The 15,877-nt window shown below is 59.6% G+C and carries 14 protein-coding genes; 11 read left to right on the top strand and 3 right to left on the bottom strand.

Annotated elements, in window-relative coordinates; genetic code table 11:
- The first annotated feature begins 82 nt into the window (after positions 1-82).
- From tnpA to DAUD_RS08715, 9 genes are all read left to right on the top strand, one after another.
- Positions 83-478 carry an IS200/IS605 family transposase gene (tnpA, locus tag DAUD_RS08755; protein ID WP_012302809.1) on the top strand — a complete coding sequence of 132 codons (396 nt, stop codon included), beginning with the start codon at positions 83-85 and terminating at the stop codon, positions 476-478.
- Positions 479-481: 3 nt separating this feature from the next.
- A complete protein-coding gene (locus DAUD_RS08750; RefSeq protein ID WP_012302808.1) occupies positions 482-1,813 on the top strand; it encodes an RNA-guided endonuclease InsQ/TnpB family protein in 1,332 nt (443 codons plus the stop codon).
- Between the two features lie 494 nt (positions 1,814-2,307).
- On the top strand, positions 2,308-2,508 hold the full coding sequence (locus DAUD_RS08745) for a response regulator (RefSeq protein WP_041570910.1): 201 nt from the start codon (positions 2,308-2,310) through the stop codon (positions 2,506-2,508).
- Positions 2,496-6,020 carry a GAF domain-containing protein gene (locus DAUD_RS11670; RefSeq protein ID WP_049752603.1) on the top strand — a complete coding sequence of 1,175 codons (3,525 nt, stop codon included), beginning with the start codon at positions 2,496-2,498 and terminating at the stop codon, positions 6,018-6,020. The genes DAUD_RS08745 and DAUD_RS11670 overlap by 13 nt, the downstream gene beginning before the upstream one ends.
- A gap of 285 nt (positions 6,021-6,305) precedes the next feature.
- Entirely contained in the window at positions 6,306-6,911 is a 606-nt protein-coding gene (locus DAUD_RS08735; protein ID WP_012302806.1) for a lysophospholipid acyltransferase family protein, read from the top strand.
- 20 nt (positions 6,912-6,931) lie between these two features.
- Positions 6,932-7,867, top strand: coding sequence for a patatin-like phospholipase family protein (locus DAUD_RS08730; protein WP_012302805.1), 936 nt, complete (start codon positions 6,932-6,934; stop codon positions 7,865-7,867).
- Between the two features lie 85 nt (positions 7,868-7,952).
- Positions 7,953-9,335 carry a radical SAM/SPASM domain-containing protein gene (locus DAUD_RS08725; protein WP_012302804.1) on the top strand — a complete coding sequence of 461 codons (1,383 nt, stop codon included), beginning with the start codon at positions 7,953-7,955 and terminating at the stop codon, positions 9,333-9,335.
- A 283-nt stretch (positions 9,336-9,618) separates the two neighbouring features.
- Positions 9,619-10,317 carry a LexA family transcriptional regulator gene (locus tag DAUD_RS08720; protein WP_012302803.1) on the top strand — a complete coding sequence of 233 codons (699 nt, stop codon included), beginning with the start codon at positions 9,619-9,621 and terminating at the stop codon, positions 10,315-10,317.
- 29 nt (positions 10,318-10,346) lie between these two features.
- On the top strand, positions 10,347-11,231 hold the full coding sequence (locus tag DAUD_RS08715; RefSeq protein WP_242647921.1) for a response regulator: 885 nt from the start codon (positions 10,347-10,349) through the stop codon (positions 11,229-11,231).
- Positions 11,232-11,408: 177 nt separating this feature from the next.
- Here DAUD_RS08715 and DAUD_RS08710 read toward each other — a convergent pair whose 3' ends face one another.
- The 3 genes from DAUD_RS08710 to DAUD_RS08700 form a co-directional block, all read right to left on the bottom strand.
- Complete coding sequence (locus DAUD_RS08710) at positions 11,409-12,533, bottom strand: radical SAM protein (protein ID WP_408609611.1); 1,125 nt, start codon at positions 12,531-12,533, stop codon at positions 11,409-11,411.
- 201 nt (positions 12,534-12,734) lie between these two features.
- On the bottom strand, positions 12,735-13,259 hold the full coding sequence (locus DAUD_RS08705) for a hypothetical protein (protein ID WP_012302800.1): 525 nt from the start codon (positions 13,257-13,259) through the stop codon (positions 12,735-12,737).
- Positions 13,256-13,846, bottom strand: coding sequence for a nitroreductase family protein (locus DAUD_RS08700; protein ID WP_012302799.1), 591 nt, complete (start codon positions 13,844-13,846; stop codon positions 13,256-13,258). The genes DAUD_RS08705 and DAUD_RS08700 overlap by 4 nt, the downstream gene beginning before the upstream one ends.
- Before the next feature lie 122 nt (positions 13,847-13,968).
- On the opposite strand from DAUD_RS08700, the gene DAUD_RS08695 reads away from it, so the two are divergent.
- Both DAUD_RS08695 and DAUD_RS11665 read left to right on the top strand, forming a co-directional pair.
- Entirely contained in the window at positions 13,969-14,754 is a 786-nt protein-coding gene (locus tag DAUD_RS08695; protein ID WP_012302798.1) for a tyrosine-protein phosphatase, read from the top strand.
- 207 nt (positions 14,755-14,961) lie between these two features.
- Complete coding sequence (locus DAUD_RS11665; RefSeq protein WP_012302797.1) at positions 14,962-15,855, top strand: DUF368 domain-containing protein; 894 nt, start codon at positions 14,962-14,964, stop codon at positions 15,853-15,855.
- The last annotated feature ends 22 nt before the right edge of the window (positions 15,856-15,877 follow it).

Raw genomic sequence — 15,877 nt, 5'->3', positions numbered from 1 at the left:
CCCCTTCAGGGGGCGGGAGGAAAGCAGCTTTTTGCCGGGAACGCTTGTTTCCCGGCAAAAATTTTGGTATACTTAGCTTACCATGGAAACAAAGAAAACCAGGTATGCACACTACAACATCAACTACCACTTTGTTTGGATACCCAAGTACCGGAGAAGGATTTTAGTTGGAAAAGTAGCGGAAGAATTCGAGCAGTTGCTGCGGAAAGTCTGCAAAGACCGGGAAGTCGAGATACTGGACCTGTCCGTGCAGCCCGACCATGTGCACCTGTTTGTGTCCGCGCCGCCCAGGTACGCGCCCTCTGAACTGGTCAACACGTTCAAGGGCTACACGTCCCGGTATTTGCGCCAAAAATTCCCCGAGTTGAGCAAACAGACAGGAAAAGGACTGTGGACGCGCACTTACTATGTCGGCACAGCCGGCACTGTATCCGCTGAGACCATCAAACGCTACATCGAAGAGTGCCAGGACGAGTAGGAGGTGAGAACAGTAGGCTGGGCAAAGAAAAAAGGCAAGAAGCAGGAAAACCGGCTGTACCTGACCAGGGTAGCGCCGCTTCCGCTGGATAAATGGCTGCCCGTCTTTGAGATACCCATGCTTGCTGGGACGAAGCTGTGGAACTCCTGCGTGTGGGAGAGCCGGGAAGCCCGCAAAAACGGCACAAAGTACCCGACTGAAAGCGAGATGAAGGAAAAGTTCAAGGGCTACGAGTCCTGGAAACGGCTCCACTCCCAGAGTTCCCAGTCTGTGGTGGAAGAGTATTTCGAGGCGGTGCGCTCCTACGTCAAACATAAAGACAACGGACGCGACGAGATGCGCCCGCCCGGATTCAAGCCCAAAGCTACCTTGCGCACTATAACCTGGAAGCGGCAGGGCTTCGAGTGCCGGGAAGGCCTTTTGACCCTGAAGCTCTCCCGCAAGCTGGACGACATCGGAGTGTCACTTCCCGAGGGCTTTGACACCCTGGAATTGCCCGACGGCACAGTTTTGAAGGGGACGCCTGTCGAGGTCAAGGTGAAAGCGGTTTACCGCAAGGGGAAAGTGGTTGGTTTAGAGATGCACGTCACCTGGGACTTCGGCGTGGTGCCGATGGTGCTGGCCGGCAAGGTGTCGGCCTACGATTTAAACGCCGCCCTGGTCGCCAGGGGTTCCACCGAAGGCAGCCAGCAGTTACTCGTCTGCCGGGAACTGCTCTCTTTAATCCAGTACCGGAACAAAGTAATCGCCGAGTTCCAGCAGAAGATGTCCCGGTGCAAGGAACGTTCCCGCAGGTGGAAAGCTCTTTTAAGCGCCAAGCGCAAAGCCCTTAAGAAATTGGAGCGCCGGATTAACCAGTTGACCAACGCCTTGACCAAACTGATGGCCGGACTGGATCAGGCGGAAGACATAACCTTCTCTGTCCTAGGTGACTTAACCGACATCAGGCGGAAGTCCAGGTCCGGCGACAAGGACAAAAAAGCCAGCCAGAAGATTAACCAGTTACCTTACGCTCAAATCGAGCAGCAGCACGCGTACAAGTCCCTGCTCAGGCAGGTATATCCGGACAAAGCGAGCGAGAGATACAGCTCTCAGACGTGCAGTCATTGCGGGACGAGGAACAAATCTTACCGGGTCCACCGGGGCCTTTGGTGCTGCAAGAAGTGCCGTGCGACGATGCACGCCGATTTAAACGGTGTTAACGGCATCATGAAGAATTACCTGTTCGGGCACTGTGGTATAGAGCAGCCTTTCCCGCTCAAGCCGCCGGAAGTGTATCGGTGGAATAAAAGGTTGAACAGGTTTGTAAAAGTATCTCCAAGGGCATCGGCGTGAGCCGGTGTACCTGGAGTAGTTGCGACGGTGTGACGGTCGCCTGTGGGAGCCCCTCCGGCAACGGGTTAAAAGGGGGCGCTTACCACTGTAACCGCGCCAAGGGTTCCATTCGCCCAGGCGGGAAGCCCGTCCCCTTCAGGGGACTGGAGGAAGTCACTGTGATCACAGGCAGGACGTATGGTGATGCGCGTCGAAAGCGCATAAAATTTATGAGTTTTTGCAGTTATGAGCAAGGCTTTTGCCACTCCACGAATTTGAGCACTTAACAACCCGCACGGTTGCCGGACTAAAGACTTTTGGATATTGAGGTGCCTTGTGCCGACCCAGTTACCCCGTCTACTTGTCGGCGAGCGCGACCCGATCACGCAGCGCACGCTGGAGCACATCCTCAAGGGCCAATTTGAATTTTGTGTTTGTGGAAGACGGGGCGGAGCTTTTGGCCCGGGCGCGCGCAAAACCCCCCCGATCTCATCATCCTGGAGGTACTGCCGCCGATGCTGGACGGCTTTCAGCTTTGCCGCCGGCTGAAAGCCGAAGCGGTGACGCGCGCCGTGCCGGTGCTCGTCTACACCGTGCTGGCGGCCGAGGCGCGCGCTTTTTACCGCCCGGAGGTGGTTGAAGCCTGCCTCCGCCTCTTTTCCGATAAAAAGTTTGCCTTCCACCGGGAGAAGGAGGGAGCGAAGTGCGGTTCTTGAAGACCCAAGGGGAAGTTGCGGCCTTCCGGATGGCCCTGCTCTACACGCTCTTCGCCGGCGCCTGGATTTTTTTCTCCGACTGGCTGCTGGCCTGGCTGGTGACTGACCTGGCCTGGCTTGTTCGCCTGGAAACCTACAAGGGCTGGGCCTTTGTCGCCGTCACGGCCGTGCTTTTGTACTTTGTCCTGCAACGCCGGCTTCGGGCGCTGGAAGAGGCCCACGGGGCGCGTTTGGCGGCCCAAGCTCGGGAGCGGGGACTGGCGGAGCGCCTGCAGCACTACCTCGCCGCCAGCCCCACCGTCATCTACGCCCTGAAGGTGGAAGGCGGGGCGGCGCGGCCGGTCTGGGTGAGTGAGAACATCCGGCCGCTCCTGGGCTACCCGCCGGAGGAAGCCCTGCAGCCCGGCTGGTGGGCCGCCCATTTGCACCCGGAAGACCGGGAGCGGGTCCTGGCCAACCAGTCCCTTTTGTTGGAAGCGGGTTCGCTCGCGCACGAATACCGCTTCTTCCACAAGGATGGCCGGGTGCTCTGGGTGCGCGATGAGCTGAGAATGGTGAGCGACGCCGCCGCCCGGGACGGGCAGGGGCAAGAAATTGTCGGCGCCTGGACCGACATTACCGCGCTTAAGGAAAAGGAGAAAGAAAAACAAAGGGCAGCGCGTTCCTTCCGAATGCTCAGCAGGTGTAACGAGGCCATTGCCCTGGCGGAGGAGGAAGGTGCGCTCACGGAAGAAATCTGCCGTCTTCTTGTGGAGGAGGGGGGTTACCGGATGGCCTGGGTAGGCTTTGCCGAGGAGGAGCCGGGGAAAAGGGTGCTCCCGGTGGCCCAGGCCGGGTTCGAAGCGGGGTACCTGGAGGCCATTTCCGTAACCTGGGACGATGCCGAAACAGGGCGAGGCCCTACCGGCACCGCCATTTCAAGCGGCCAGCCAGTAGTTTGCCGGAACATGCTTGCGGACCCAGCCTATGTTCCCTGGCGCAGCGAAGCTACGAGGCGCGGCTATGCCTCCTCCATCGCGCTGCCGCTTGCCGACGAAAAAGGAACGTTCGGCGCGCTGAATATCTACGCCGCGGAGCCGGATGCTTTTGACTCAGACGAAGTAGACTTGCTTGGTCGGTTGGCCAATACTTTGTCCCTGGGAATTAATAAGCTGCGAGACCGGGGTGCGCTAAAGAAAAGCGAGAACCGCTACCGCGGCCTCTTCGAGCGGGCCACCGACGTCATCTTCCTGGTCGATGCCCGGGGGCGCATCCGGGACTGCAACCCGGCCGCTTGCGCCGTGCTGGGGTATGACCGCGCGGAAATGCTCACGAAAAACCTGCAAGACCTGATTTCGCCTGAAGACCTGGCGGTCGAGCCCTTACGGATCGACCAGGCGCTGGGAAAACCCCTTTCTTTCAAGCGCAAGTTTCGGCGCAAAGACGGAACCTTAATAATCACCGAAGCCAGGGTCACCAAGCTCGAAAGCGGGTTGCTCTTAGGCATTGTTCGCGACATTACCGGACAGGTGCGGGCGGAGGAGACACTCAGAGAAAGCGAAAGGTTGTTGCGGGAATCCCAGGAGTTGGCCGGGATAGGAAACTATGTTTTGGATATCCCCGCGGGCACCTGGAAAAGCTCGGCCGTGCTGGCCGATATTTTGGGAATCAACCGGAAAGACGAGCATTCCCTGGAAGAATGGTCTGCCGTTATCCACCCGGACTGGCGGGAACATGTACTCCGGGCACGCGAAGAAGCCCTGGAAAAAGGTGCGCAGTTCCGGCAGGAATACAAAATAATCCGGAAAAGCGACGGAGAAGAGCGGTGGGTTTATCAGGCGGGCAAAATTGAGCGCGATGAAAAAGGGAATCCGGTCAGAATGATCGGCACCATACTGGACATCACCGCGCGCAGGGAAAATGAAGAAGAAATCCGCGCCCGCCACGCCGAACTGGCCGCCCTGTACGAACTCTCCACCCACATACGCGCCGCCAAAAGCAGCGCCGACCTATTGCCCATTGTGCTGGACAATGTCCGCCGCTTGCTCCGGGCCGCCGCCGCTGCCGTCACCCTCGTCTCGCCGGACCGGACGCGCTTTATTATCACCTTGGGCGCGGGACTTTGGGAGGACAGCACCGGCCGGACCTTCCCGGCGGACCGGGGACTGTGCGGCCTCGTGCTGGATACCGGAAAGCCCTACGTGAGCGAAGACTACGGCGCCGAGGCCCGGGCTCTTCCCCTGGAGGGCGGCGCGGAAAAGGAAATCGGCCCGGCGGCCTTCGTGCCGCTGAAATCGGAGGAGGAACTGTTGGGCGTGCTGGCCGTCGCCAGCCGCCGGGAGCCGGGGGCCCGGACCTTCACCCCGGCCGAGATGCACCTTTTAACCGCCGTCGGCGAGATGGTCGGCAACGCCCTGCGCCGCATGCAGCTGTACGAAGAGGCCGCGCGCCGCCTGCGCCAGACACAGGCCCTGCGCAACATCGATATGGCCATCACCGGCAGCCTCGACCTGCGCGTCACCTTCAGGGTCATCCTGGACGAGGTCACCGGCCAACTGGGCGTGGACGCCGCCGCCATTTTGCGCCGCGACCCCTACACCGGGACGCTGCGCTACGAGGCCTGGCGGGGTTTTCACGCCGTAAGTCCGGAGCACCTGAGCTTGCGCTTGAACGAGGGCTACGCCGGCCGGGCGGCTCTGGAGCGGCGCGCGCTTTTCCTCCCCGACCTTCGCGAAGCCGAACCGGATCCGGCCCAGGGGCACCTTCTCGCCGGGGAAGGTTTCGCCGCCTACTACGCCGTGCCCCTCATTGCCAAGGGTCACGTCCAGGGCGTGCTGGAGGTCTTCCGTCGCAAACCTGCCGTGCCCGATGGGGAATGGCTGGAATTCCTGGAGACCCTGGCCGGCCAGGCGGCCGTGGCCATCGACGACGCGGAACTCTTCCACCGGCTGGAGCGCGCCAACGTTGAGCTGACCCAGGCCTACGACCTCACCCTCGAGGGCTGGGCGTACGCCCTCGACCTGAAGGATGAAGAGACCGAGGGCCACAGCCGGCGCGTCACCGAGATGACGCTGCGCATCGCCCGGGAGATGGGCCTTACCGCCGAAGAGCTGGCCCATATCCGGCGCGGGGCGCTTTTGCACGACATTGGCAAGATGGGCATTCCGGACGCCATCCTCCTCAAGCCCGGCTCGCTGACGGACGAAGAATGGGAGATCATGCGCCGGCACCCGGTGTACGCCTACCAGATGCTCTCGCGCATTGACTACCTGCGCCCGGCCCTGGACATCCCCTACTGCCACCACGAGAAATGGGACGGCACGGGATACCCGCGCGGCCTGAAGGGCGAGGAGATCCCCTTGGCGGCGCGGATCTTCGCGGTGGTGGACGCCTACGACGCCCTGACCAGCGATCGCCCCTACCGCCCCGCCTGGCCGAAAGAGAAGGCGCTGGCCTACTTGCGGGAGCAGGCCGGCCGGCACTTCGACCCCCGGGTGGTAGAGGTGTTCCTGCAAATACTCGAACCGGAATAATTTGCTGCTAATCTACCAACAACCAAGCCCGGCCCGGAGGGAAGGAAAAATATAAAGCACCTCCCCTGCAGAATCGCAGGATACCCGCAGCCGGAGTTGCTCCGGTTCCGTGGACACTTCAAAACCTCGGTTTTCAGGCTGCCGCAGCTTTAATCTCCCGATTGTAGAACTTCCTTATCACACCGCATGTTAGGCATCTTGACATCAATCCGGCATACGTATTATAGTTGGGAAAACGGGGATGTTGGGGAAATTGGGGTTTGCTTACGGGTGAGAAATGGCCTGATGACCTACACGTTGGCTAAGTTGATTTCTAAGTACTTTTTGTGGTTTTTGGGGAAACCGGCAATTGCCGGGCAAGAAAACATCCCCCGCACAGGCCCGGTGATTGTGGTGGCCAACCACACCAGTCTTTTGGACGGCTTCCTCTTGGCGGCTTTTTGGCCGCGGCGGATCACGTTTCTCTCCGCAGCCTACTTGTTCAGGTTGCCGGTAGTGGGAGCGTTTTTGCGTGCTATCGGCGCCATCCAGGTGCAAAACGAGAGGAGCGAGTTGGCGGGAATGAGGGCAGCCTTACGGGTATTGCAGGGAGGGGGTACCCTCGGGCTTTTCCCTGAGGGCCGGGTTTGTCAAACGGACAAGCTTTGTCCATTCCAAACAGGATGGGCGTATCTTGCCCTGAAGACAGGGGCGCCGGTGCTGCCGGTGGCGATCAAGGGAACCAGAACGGCACTGCCGGTAGGTGCCGTCTTCCCGCGCCGCAGTAAAATCTTCATGCAAATCGCTGCTCCGTGGACGCTGGAAAAGGTCCGGCGACCGGAACAGGAAACATTGGCAGCTATGAATATGAGACTGATGAACCAAATGGAGCAAATGCTGAGTGAGATGTAGACGCTGGAGGTCGTTGAAATATGGAGGAAAGGCGAACGGTTGAAGAAAGGCCGCGAATCGGCCTGGCCCTAGGGGGCGGCGGCGCCAGGGGTTATGCCCACCTGGGGGTGCTCAAGGCTTTCCGGGAGGCGAACATCCCTATTGACGTTATCGCCGGGACCAGTATGGGAGCAGTAGTGGGTGCCGCCTATGCCTCGGGATACCGGATCGATGAATTGATAGATATGGCCCTCCAGATCCGATGGCGGCGGTTGGTTAGCCTGGCAGACCCGACTATACCCCGCCAAGGGGTGATTGCCGGCAACCGGTTGGAAAAGTATTTTGACGCTTTGACCATGGGTAGAGAGTTTAATCAACTGGAAAAAACCTTAATCGTGGTTGCCGCCGACATTGCCACCGGAGAGGAGGTGCGCATCAATTCCGGGCCGGTGGCCCGGGCCTTACGGGCCAGCACCGCGGTGCCGGGCATCTTTTGCCCGGTCAAGTCAGGTCGGCGGATACTGGTGGATGGGTCGGTAACCTCGCCGGTGCCGCTGGCAGCAGCCGCAGAAGCGGGGGCGGCGGTGGTGGTGGCCGTAGATGTTTGCTCACCGGTGGACCGGACTGATGTCCTGGTGCAGGCATGGAAGTGCTGGAAGGAGATGCCTTCCAAGAAAGCGTATCGCCTGACGGGCGCACCGGGTTTCTGGCGTTTCCTGAAGCCGGTGCTGCCCGAGAGTGTCAACATTGTCAGCCGCTCACTGGACCTGTATGACCGCTATGTCAACACTTCCCCGCGGGTGACTCCCTCCGTGCGCCGCTGGCTGTTAAGGCCGGCGGTGGAAGACGTGAGGTGGTACGAGTTTCACCGGGTCAGGGAGTGCATCCAGGCAGGGGAAGCAGTGGGAAGGCAGGCGGCCGATCAGATCAAAGCCTTACTGAAAACAGAGGACCTTGCCGGAGGAGCCGGCCATTGAATCGGGTGAGAAAGAGCTGACAAATCGTGAACCGGGAAAGATGCTGGCTGCCTAGTCTCAAATTATTAATGGGGGGATCACCGTGATGAAAAAGATGAAAAAGTGGGAGTGTAACCTGGAATTTGCCAAGCGTTACGTAAGCGAGAAGGCACTGCAGGAACTGTTGAGTTACCTGAGCAAGGATCCGGTTACGCACATGGAGCGGTTGCTGGGCCTCGGCAAGCTTTTAGCCCGGCGGGAAGAACACCGGCGGAACGTGGCCGTGGTGGAAAACGCCATCGCCTCCAACCAGGCTATGCGCCGGCTGGCGGAAGGGTTATTGAAAGATACCCATCCCAACGTACGGCACCGGCTGCTTTATAACTGGTTTATCAACTCTACCCTGCTGGGCATCCCCTTGCAGCGCCGCCTGTCGGAGAAAAAGGGGTTCAACGTGCCTTACCTTATCCTGGTGGACCCGACCAGCGCCTGCAACCTGCGGTGCGAAGGCTGCTGGGCCGGCGCCTACGCCATGCATGACGAACTGGAGTATGAACGGCTGGACAGCCTCTGCAGTGAGGCCAAGGAACTGGGCATCTACTGGATCGTGATGTCCGGCGGGGAGCCCTTCTTGTACCCGCGCCTGTTCGACTTGGCCGCCAAACACAGCGACATGGCCTTCATGTTGTATACCAACGGCACCAGGATCGATGATCGGGTAGCAGACCGGATTGTGGAGGTGGGCAACCTATCCCCGGCATTCAGCCTGGAGGGTTGGGAGGAAAGGACCGACCGCCGGCGGGGGCCGGGGGTGTTCAAAAAGGTAGTCGCCGCCATGGACCGGTTGCGGGAACGGGGAGCAGTATTCGGCGTTTCCCTTACCGCCACCCGGGAAAACGTGGAAGAGATTACCTCCGACGGCTTTGTGGACTTCCTGGTGGAGAAGGGAGCCCGGTACGGCTGGATCTTCCACTACATCCCCATCGGCCGTAACCCCAATCCGGACCTGATGCTGACACCGGAGCAGCGAGCCTACATGGCCACGCGCGTGCCCGCCGTCCGCAGGAACAAGCCCATCATGCTGGCCGACTTCTGGAACGACGGAGAACTGACCCAGGGGTGTATCGCCGGTGGGAGGCGGTACTTCCATGTTACCGCCAGCGGCGCGGTGCAGCCGTGCGCCTTTGTTCACTTTTCCACTCACGATATTTACCATCACAGTCTGGAGGAGGTCTTGCGCTCGCCTTTGTTTACCGCCTTCCAAAAAAGGCAGCCTTTCTGCGGGGACCACCTGCGGCCGTGTCCCATTATCGATGTACCTTCAGCCCTCCGAGAAATAATGACGGAAAGCGGGGCCAAGCCCACCCACGACGGTGCCGGCGACGTGCTGAAAGAGAAAGTGGGAGAACATCTCGACCGGCGGGCGGCGGCTTGGGCGGCGGCAGTTGCGGAGGTACGGTCTCGGCAAGCCGTGAAGACCGGATCCTGAACGCAACAAAGCTGAGCGGGCCCGGGGCGGCACTCGTTGACGCGGCATCCCGTCCAAAATATGACAGCTCTTGATTGACAGTTTGTACAAGATTTTCTCAAAACATTTCATCGATCAGGTATGATTTTTTGGCTTTGGTGTCGAATACGTAACATGGGCCGCGGACACCGTACTGTTGCCAGGGACAGACCGGCCAGGTCCAACCTTGATGCGCGACCAGATGCGACTCAAGCTCCGAACCATGCACGGCTGGGAACGTTACGGTTAAATGGGAGGAACTTTAATGCGCATTACCCGGCGGCGAATAGACTTCCTGCAGAAGGTTAAACAGCTTTACGAAACTACTAACCTGCCGGTGCACTACACGCGGATGGCCGAACTGTTGGGAGTCAGCAAGTGGAGTGCTTATGAGATGCTGAAGACGTTGGAAAAGGAAGGCTTTTTGGCTAGGCAGTATGAAGTGAACCAGGCAAAAAAGTTCCCCGGGCGGGCGATGGTGCTGTTCGCGCCTACCCGCCTGGCTGATGCGGTGTTGACGGAAAAAGCCCTGGAAGAGAAAGCTCCGGACAAGGAGTGGCGACAAGTCAAACAACGGTTGTTGTCCCTGTGTGCAGAGCAAAAAAAGAACAATCCCAGGGAGTTCGTGCAACAGTTGATGGCGGAACTGCCCGGTCTGGAACGTCCTTTGATTTTCAGTGCGTACATAATCGCCCTCTTTATCGCGCAACTGCAAACCCTGAGCGCGAAGAAGCTCGAGCTGGCCAAGAGTGTGGTGCTGGGCGCGGCGAAGGCCGAAACGAGCTTGGCTATGTTTGCCGGCGCCGCCATGGGCAGCATGCTGAAAACAGCCACTCAGTTCCCGCTGCTTTCCCAGATCGCCAGCCACCTGGACAGGTTCCAAGACAACCTAGCCGAGCTTAACCAATCCGAACAGGCCCTGCTGATGGATTTCCTGGAAGAGGCGCTGGAAAAAGCGACGTAAATTCCGTCCTGGGGGTCGGTTTGAATAAGGTGGGGACTATCATGTCAACAAATGGGAAAATCCTACTGGTCGATGACTCGCCTCTTTTCAGGGCTTACTTGAAGAATTTTATCAACAGCAAGTATTCCCTGGAAATTGAGGAGATCACTTCGACCCGGGAACTGTCCCGCTATCTCAGTACTTTTGGCGTGGATAACCTTTTGCTAATCATCATTGACCTCTATCTTCCCGATGGCAACGGGCTCGAAGTCCTGCATCAATACCGGGAGGTTTCCGGCGGCAAAGAAATCCCCTTTCTTCTTGTCAGCGCGCGAATTGACAGCAGTTCGGCCGCTCTTGCCCTCAAGACAGGCGCTAAGGGTATCATAGCCAAACCGGTAAACCTGGAGAAACTGAGGGAAAAGGTAGACGCTATCCTTTTGTCGGAATACAGACTCAAGGAGCGAGCGTCGGTGATAGAGTATTACGACCAGGTCAAGGTTGAAGTCAAGCGGGCCCAGAGGGCGAAGTATCCGCTGAGCCTGCTCCTGGCCGGTATTTTTACCACCGAAACCTTCCACGCCCTCTACAAGGAAAGCAGCTACCATCGGATCATCGACCTAAAGAGTAAGTATCCGGAAAAACTGCGGGGCATAATGAGAGAGACGGACAGCATAATAAACCTTTCCCCCAGCGAATACTTCTTGATTCTCCCCTTTACTGACAGCGAAGGTATCCTTGCCGTCAAAAAGAAGCTGGAAAAGATCTATTGCGAACTCATTCCCGAGGAAGAACGAAACACCCTAATCATGGTAATAGGGACGGCCACCTTTCCGAAGGACAGCGAAAAACCTGATGAACTGATCTCAAAATTAGAAATAGACTTCAAAGAACAATTCTCTGCCGCAAAAAGGAATATCGTAAATACTCAGTGAACCCGTTAATCGTGGTATGTGGGTGCGCTTAGGTTGAGGATAAAGACTGAAGGGCTTCGCCACCGGCCCGGCACATCAGGCTGGCAGCGAATCGCTGGTTGGAGCGAACTGTGGCTAAAGATTTATCCGGATACCTTTCATCCGCGAGATTCTTGTCTATCTGGGAACGGCCCGGCTTTAAGAGAGCAGGGGTACATTGCCGAGACGGACCCTGGTCAGCCCGGCGTCGAGGGCGGCTTGGCGGCAGTCCTCCGCCTGCAAGCGCGCGGTGGTCGGCAGATCGCGCATTAGGTGGCAGGGATGAAAGGCCAGCAGCGTGTACGGCAGGTTGGGATCCAGTTGCGCGATAAACCGCGCCAAGGCGGCCACCTCCCGCCGGTCCACGTATCCCGGCACCAGCAGGGTGCCAGCGACCAGCGGCGGCGGGTCCGGTCGGCGGGGGATGTGGGCGGCGGCGCGCTCGAAGTTGGCCAGGGTGCGTTCGTTGCTCACCCCGGTCAAAGCCAGGTGCAGGTGCCGGTCCCAGGCTTTTAAGTCGAACTTCACGCAACCGCCCGTTTCCACGGCGGTGCGCGCGATGCGCTCGAGGAGGCCGGGGTGCATAGAGCCGTTTGTTTCCCAGCAAATGCGCAGAATGCGCTGCGGGTGGGCGGCACGCACCATTTCCGACACGGCGATGGTGTAGGGCAGTTGCGGGGTGGGGTCGCCGCCGAAGTAACAGATGCAGGCGGTGTCCGGGCGGACGGCCGCCGCCAGGTCGCGGGCGCCGGCGCGGGGGGCGGCGCGAACAGCCATTTGCTGAAAACTCCGGTTCTGGCAGAACAGGCAGTCGTAGGAGCAGGCCCCCAGGAACACGGCCAGGTTGTACCAGCCGTACTCCGGGCCGCGCCGGTGGGCGAATTTCGGATACCCGGCTCCCGTGCCGCCGGCGCAGACCCAGTCGGCCACACAGTTGGTGGGCAACGGATCATAGTACCAACTGACCACTCCCTCCCGGGCTGTGCCGGCCAGGTGGACCAGCTTCCCGTCCCGGTTGACGCGGAGTCCGCAGTAACCCAGCTGACCGGGCCCGGGGCGGCACTCGTTGACACAGAGCCGGCACACCGGACCCGTTGGGTCGCGCGGCGGTTGTGCCGGCAGACCAAGCTGTACCCGGGATCGGGTTCGCGCCCGGTGAATATGAGCCTCCGCCTGCGCTGGACGGTCGCGGATGCAGTCCGCACACACCGCCAGCGCCGGCGCCACATTTCGCTCTTTTGTGCCGCAGACCGCGCAAGTCCCCCCTCCTCGCAAAACCGCCACCCCCGTATCCCGGTGTCTTTCTGCCGATGTCACGCTCTGCCACTATTCTGCCACAGTGTCCACGGATTCGTCCCTCCTGGTTATTGACAGCAGTGTGCCGAGTTACCGGTATTGTAATGCACAGGAGGCCAGGCCGGCAAGTGCGCCGGCCGCCCAGTGGGCAAGAATCGCCGCTATTCGGCGGGGTCAGGACTGACCCCATTAGGAATCGGGTGGTGGGACCGCGTATGGGGTCCGGTAGACCCGCACGGTGAGGGAGAGCTGGACGGCGAGGGCCGCGGCGAGCAGGACGCGGGCGGGCGCGCCAGCGCCGGTGGTGTAGAGAACCAGGATGGAGATGATCAGGAGCGCCAGTACCGGCGGGAGCCACCGGGCTTCCGGCAGGCGGTGGTGACGGGCGAGGCCGGCGGCGATGGTGCAGGCTCCCGTGAACACCAGGGTCAAGCCGGCGGGGATCAGGTACTTGATGTTGGTGATCTCTCCGGTAAGGAGCACCCAGGTCACGGCGGTCAGCTGGAGGGCGCCGCCGAGGACGGTCAGAGCGAGGACGGGGAGGCGGAGCGTGCGGAGCCCGGGCGGCAGGAGCCAGCCGGTGAGGAACACGCCGGTGTTGATCAGTGTGTAGCCGGAGGCGCACCAGAGCGGGCCCTGGGAAATGAGCATGAGCAAAAGGCCCAGAGCCTGCAGGGCGAAGCCGCCGCGAAAAGGGGACTCCCTGGCAATCACGGATGGTCGCTCCCGAGGGTTTTCGGCTTCAGCCAGCTGACGATGCGGGGTGCGTTTCTTTTGCCCCAGGACGGGACGGTTTGCGGGTAGCCCAGAATGACCGGGGCCACCGCCTGGTGGTCCGCCGGCACGGCGAGCTTATCCTTGACGGCGGGCGAGTCGCAGGTCGCGGTGGCGAAGCCGATCCAGCAACTGCCTATGCCCCGGTCCCAGGCGGCGAGCATAAGATTCAAGGCGGCCATGCTGCAGTCGTACTTGTAGGTCAGCACGCCGGTGTCGCCGTAGATCAGAACCAGGGTCGGCGCGTTGTAAAAGATGTTGAAGTCCGGGTTGGTCATAATCCGGCGGTAACGTTCCAGCTTGGGAAAGTCCTTGAGCCTCGCGAGCATGAGGGCCTTGGCCTCGTCGGAAAGCCGGCGCATGTATTCCCGGTCCTGCACCACGGCGAACACCCAGGGCTGGCTGTTCATTCCGCTCGGCGCCCAGGTGGCCAGCTCCAGGAGTTCCCGGAGCGTCTGGTCCGGAATCTGGTCTTCCCTGTACTTCCTGATGCTCCGGCGGGTCCGGAGCGCGTCCACCAACTCCACACGTGACCCCTCCCAGAAACCAGTAATGAAAACATTATACACGAAAATGCCCAAAAAGTACCGCCGTCACAGCCGTTTGAGAGCGCGGTACGGTATAATGAAAAAAAACAGGGGGTTCAGCCATGATCGATCTGCACGCCCATATTCTGCCCGGGGTGGACGACGGCGCCGTGAATGAGGCCGAGGCCGTCGCCGCGGCACGACAGGCTCTGGCCATCGGGATCGGCGCGATTGTGGCCACGCCGCACGTCATCCCGGGGGTGTTTAGCAACGGCCGCAGGCTTATTCTGGAGCGGGTCGCCCGGCTGCAGGCGGTACTGGATGCGGCGGGACTGGCGGTGCGCGTTTTCCCCGGCGCGGAATACTACCTAGAGCCAGAGCTTCCGGAAAAGCTGGACCGGGGGGAACTGCTGACCCTGAATGACCGCGGGAAACACGTGCTCGTGGAACTGCCCATGGTAGGGGTTCCTGCGTATGCGGACCGGGTGCTTTTTGAGTTGTTGGTGCGCGGGGTGACGCCCGTGCTGGCGCACCCGGAGCGCAACCGGGAACTGGCGGCGCGCCCGGAAAGGTTGTACCAACTGGTGGAGCAGGGCGTCCTGGTGCAGATTACGGCGGCCAGCTTGGTCGGCCTGTTCGGGCGGGACGTGCGAGCGGCCGCCGAGCTGTTTGTCCGGCAACACTGGGTGCATTTCGTGGCCTCGGACCTGCACGGCCCCGGCGCGCGCCTGGCGGCCTTGAGGGAGATACAAGACAGGCTCACCATATTCGTGGGCAATGAGGTAATGAGCCTTCTGCTGCACGAAAACCCCCGGCGCATCCTGGAGGGGCAGCCGGTGGAATCCGGCACACCCCGAGAATTGGATGTCCGGAATAACTGGTTTAAGCGCGTGTTTCAAAAAAAATAAAATTAAATACTACATACTTGAGTAAGCGGGGGATTCGGATGAGAGAGGTATTAAACGGCACACTCATAGATCCGGAGACAAAAAGTGGCAAGCCGGTGATTATAAAGAACCCGAGTGCCGGTGGACTTTGTGCCCGCTCAGTTGGCGGGTGGGGCTGCATATGAGGAGGAAGTAATGAAGGAATATGAATTGACCGTGTAAGCGCGGATGTTACTCATCGTCTTCAAAGGAATGCTCATCGGCATCGCCGCCCTGGTTCCCGGCGTCTCCGGGGGGACGTTGGCCTTTGTTCTGGGAATCTACGAAAGGCTGGTCGCCGCCCTCGGCGGCCTGGTCTTCAACAGTACCAGGAGAAGAAAAGATCTTGTTTTTCTATTACTTGTTTTAGTGGGCGCAGCGCTCGGAATTCTGACTTTTGCCAGAATGTTTCACGTCCTCCTGGCTACACCTTTACTGGCCCAACCAACTTATTTGTTCTTTGCCGGGCTGATCATCGGCTTTCTTCCTTTTTTCCTGAAAATCCACCCCGACATGAAATTAACCGCCAAACGCCTGGCCACCCTGCTTGCTGGCTTGTTTTTGCTGATCCTTTTCGCCCTGATCGGCGACCGGGCGGAAATCACCCAATTCCCGGAAACCGGTTCCGGAGCGCCGGCGGCTTTCACGGTAGCGGGCATCAACTGGCCATACGGTCTCTGGCTGCTCTTTTGCGGTTTTTTAGCTGCCGGTTCAATGGTTGCACCGGGATTTTCCGGATCCGCCCTGCTGATCAGTTTAGGAGAATACCAAAACATCTTGTATTTTGTAAATGAAATGGTCCTGGTGCCTCTGGCCTTTTTCGCTGCCGGTGCCCTTCCGGGGATCATTATTTTCGCCCGAATCATCAATCTGCTGTTGAAAAACTATCCGACGCCGACCTTTTACTTTATTCTGGGGCTGGTGCTGGCCTCTCTTTATCAGCTCGGGTTGGAAATAGCGGCCGTTTTGAATCTTGCCGGACTGAACCTTGCGGCCGGCCTGATGGCCTTGATCGCCGGGTTTTATGTTGCCTATCTGCTGAACCGGATCAGGCACATAGAAACTAAAAACCCGCCTATTTAAAGATTTGTCAAAGTGCCAATTC

This window comes from Candidatus Desulforudis audaxviator MP104C (genome assembly GCF_000018425.1).
GTDB classification, from domain to species: Bacteria; Bacillota; Desulfotomaculia; order Desulfotomaculales; family Desulforudaceae; genus Desulforudis; species Desulforudis audaxviator.
Note: the sequence above shows the minus strand (reverse complement) of the source record. Positions and strands in the feature narration are given on the sequence as shown.